Here is a 3234-nt window from a genome sequence, read left to right on the forward strand (position 1 = left end):
CACCCCGATCATCACCGAGGTGGCCGGCCGGGTCCGGTTCGAGGACCTGGTCGACAACATGTCGGTCCGCGAGGAAGCCGACGAAGCCACCGGGATCACCAACCGCGTGGTCATCGACTGGCGCGCCTCCACCAAGGGCTCCGACCTGCGTCCGGCCATGGCGGTGATCGGCGACGACGGCGCCTATATGCGCATCTCCAACGGCGGCGAGGCCCGTTACCTGCTGCCGGCCGGCGCGGTCCTGTCGATCGGCGATGGCGACGAGGTCAAGCCGGGCGAGGTCATGGCCCGGATTCCGACGGAAAGCGCCAAGACCCGGGACATCACCGGCGGCCTGCCGCGGGTGGCCGAACTGTTCGAGGCCCGCCGTCCGAAGGACTGCGCGGTGATCGCCGAGATGGATGGCCGCGTCGAGTTCGGCCGCGACTACAAGAACAAGCGCCGGATCAAGATCACGCCCGAAGACGGCGGCGAGCCGGTCGAGTTCCTGATCCCCAAGGGCAAGCACATCGCGGTCCACGACGGCGACGTGATCCGCAAGGGCGAATACCTGATCGACGGCAACCCCGATCCGCACGATATCCTGCGCATCCTGGGGATCGAGGCCCTGGCCGAATTCCTGGTCAACGAGATCCAGGAAGTCTACCGGCTGCAGGGCGTGCCGATCAACGACAAGCACATCGAGACGATCGTCCGTCAGATGCTGCAGAAGCTGGAGATCCTCGAGCCCGGCGACACCGGCCTGCTCAAGGGCGACCACCTCGACAAGTCGGAAGTCGACGACGAAAGCGCCAAGACCGAAGCCCGCGGCGGCCGCCCGGCGATCACCCAGCCGGTTCTGCTGGGCATCACCAAGGCGTCGCTGCAGACCCGCAGCTTCATCTCGGCCGCCTCGTTCCAGGAAACCACCCGCGTGCTCACCGAGGCGTCCGTCCAGGGCAAGGTCGACACGCTGGAAGGCCTGAAGGAGAACGTCATTGTCGGCCGGCTGATCCCGGCGGGCACGGGGTCCTACCTGCGCAATCTGCAACGCATCGCCGCCAAGCGCGACGAGGCGCTGACCGCCAGCCGCGAAGAGGCCATGGAGCCGCTTCCCGAGGTGATCGCCGTGCAGGCCGAAGCCGAGAAGGTCGACTCCTGAGCTGAGCTCACGACCGAAAGCCTGCCGAGCGGCCCGGGAGCAATCCCGGGCCGTGTTGGTTTTGGCCCTACGGCGGCAGCCGGCCGAGCTTCCTCGCGGCCCGGGTGCTGGGCGTGTGCGGCATCGAGCTGTGGGGATCCGGCGCGCCGGCGCCGCTGGTGTAGGGCTCCCCGTCATAGTCGGCGGGCTCGGCGCGGTTCGCGCCGGGCGGTATGGGGCGGTCGATGGAAGCCTTGCGGGCTTCTCGGGTCGCGGCCTCCTGGTCGAGGGCCGCGCGTTTGGCGGGGGAGAGGGCCGGGGCCAGATAGGCGGCCTCGCGCGCGCCCCGGCCGAGGCGTTCAGCGCAACGCTCCCGTTCGCTCTGGCTCAGGCCCGTGGCCTGCGCCTCGGCGCATCCCAGCGTGGTCCGAAGCGTGGCGCGCACCGCCTCGGAGGGTGCGGGGGGCGGAGCCGGCGGAGCCGTCGCCCGCGCGGCGGGAGCCCCTTGCGCCGGAAGGTCCGCCGGCTTTGGCGGCGGGATCAACAGCGGGGCCACCGGCGCCGGCGCGGACGGGTTGCGCGGCGGCCGCTGATGCAGCCGCACGGCGTTGGGATGCGGCACGCCGCCCGCGGGCTCAGGCGGCGTCCGCGGCATCAGCAGGATCGGGATGATTGGCTGCGGCGGCCCGGCGGGTTCATAGGCGGGCGGCGGAAGGGTGGGGCGTTGCAGCAGCACCACGACGAGCACGGCAAGGTGGGCGAGCGTCGACCCCGCGATGGCCCAGGTCGTTCGGCGGCGCCACGCCTTGTGCATCCCAGCCCAGTCCCTCGCCAGCTTCGCCATAAGGGGCAGGCGCCCCGCGGCGTTTTCGTGGCCGAGGCCGGACGCCCCGGCGCGCGTCCAGCCCCGACATAACATTGACGACCCAGCGCTTCCCGACTATGTAGCGCGCTCTTTCGAGGCCGGGATTCGTCCCTGTCCCGATGAACCCTGTCCGTCGGCACGCAAGACAACGGCGTCCCGGCGGGTTTTTGCGTTCAGCGGGCGGCCTTCGGAGACCTGATAACAGGACTTAAACTGAGGCGCTTCGGCCAAACGGCACACGCCTCCACGCAAGCGAGAATAGATGCCGACAGTCAACCAGCTCATCCGCAAGCCGCGCCAGGACAAGCCCTTGCGCAACAAGGTCCCGGCCCTGAAGGGCTGCCCCCAGCGCCGTGGCGTCTGCACCCGGGTCTATACGACGACCCCGAAGAAGCCGAACTCCGCCCTGCGGAAGGTCGCGAAGGTGCGCCTGACCACGGGCATCGAGGCGGTGTGCTACATCCCCGGCGAGGGTCACAACCTGCAGGAACACTCCGTGGTGCTGATCCGCGGCGGCCGCGTGAAGGACCTTCCGGGCGTGCGCTATCACATCCTGCGGGGTGTGCTCGACACGCAAGGCGTCAAGGACCGCCGCCAGCGTCGTTCGCTCTACGGCGCCAAGCGCCCGAAGTAGCCGAGCGAAGCAAAGAGCTGTCCCGGCGAAGGCCGGGATCTAGAATTTAGGAAGAGATCAGATATGTCCCGCCGTCGTCGCGCAGAGAAGCGCCAAGTCCTTCCCGACCCGAAGTTCGGGGATCTGGTCGTCACCAAGTTCATGAACATGGTCATGTACGAGGGCAAGAAGGCCGTCGCCGAGAACATCCTCTATGGCGCCTTCGAGATCCTGGAAGCCAAGCGCAAGGACCTGGGCCCGCTGGAAACCTTTCACTCGGCTTTGGAAAATGTCGCCCCGGCCATCGAGGTCAAGTCCCGCCGGGTCGGCGGCGCCACCTATCAGGTGCCGATGGAAGTGCGTCCCGAACGTCGCCGCGCCCTGGCGATCCGCTGGATCGTCGCCGCCGCCCGCAAGCGGGGCGAGAACACCATGACCGAGAAGCTGGCCGGAGAGCTGCTGGACGCGTCCTCGAACCGTGGCTCCGCCGTCAAGAAGCGCGAAGACACCCACAAGATGGCCGAAGCCAACCGGGCGTTCTCGCACTACCGCTGGTAAGTCCACCGAGACTGAGCTTTCCGGCGCGGGCGGTTTTATAAAAACCCCCCGCGCCGATCGTTAAAGCCCCCCCAGCCC

Annotated in this window: 3 protein-coding genes and 1 pseudogene; 3 read left to right on the forward strand and 1 reads right to left on the reverse strand. The window is 68.6% G+C overall.

Annotated elements, in window-relative coordinates; translation table 11 throughout:
• Positions 1 to 1141: pseudogene (locus tag RMN86_RS16330) on the forward strand (DNA-directed RNA polymerase subunit beta'); the annotation flags it as partial.
• Between the two features lie 67 nt (positions 1142 to 1208).
• On the opposite strand, the gene RMN86_RS16335 reads toward RMN86_RS16330, so the two are convergent.
• Positions 1209 to 1934: a hypothetical protein gene (locus tag RMN86_RS16335; protein WP_309606919.1), complete on the reverse strand. Its 726-nt coding sequence runs from the start codon at positions 1932 to 1934 to the stop codon at positions 1209 to 1211.
• Positions 1935 to 2247: 313 nt separating this feature from the next.
• Here RMN86_RS16335 and rpsL point away from each other — a divergent pair, with 313 nt between their 5' ends.
• Positions 2248 to 2619: a 30S ribosomal protein S12 gene (gene rpsL / locus RMN86_RS16340; protein WP_309606920.1), complete on the forward strand. Its 372-nt coding sequence runs from the start codon at positions 2248 to 2250 to the stop codon at positions 2617 to 2619.
• A gap of 63 nt (positions 2620 to 2682) precedes the next feature.
• Positions 2683 to 3156, forward strand: coding sequence for a 30S ribosomal protein S7 (gene rpsG, locus RMN86_RS16345; protein ID WP_309606921.1), 474 nt, complete (start codon positions 2683 to 2685; stop codon positions 3154 to 3156).
• Positions 3157 to 3234 lie beyond the last annotated feature (78 nt).

Origin of the sequence: Phenylobacterium sp. (assembly GCF_031360265.1) — a bacterium.
GTDB lineage: Bacteria > Pseudomonadota > Alphaproteobacteria > Caulobacterales > Caulobacteraceae > Phenylobacterium.

Coding starts and splice junctions, on each gene's coding strand:
- rpsL (WP_309606920.1), top strand. CDS start 2,248: ATGCCGACAGTCAACCAGCTCATCCGCAAGCCGCGCCAGGACAAGCCC.
- RMN86_RS16335 (WP_309606919.1), bottom strand. CDS start 1,934: ATGCACAAGGCGTGGCGCCGCCGAACGACCTGGGCCATCGCGGGGTCG.
- rpsG (WP_309606921.1), top strand. CDS start 2,683: ATGTCCCGCCGTCGTCGCGCAGAGAAGCGCCAAGTCCTTCCCGACCCG.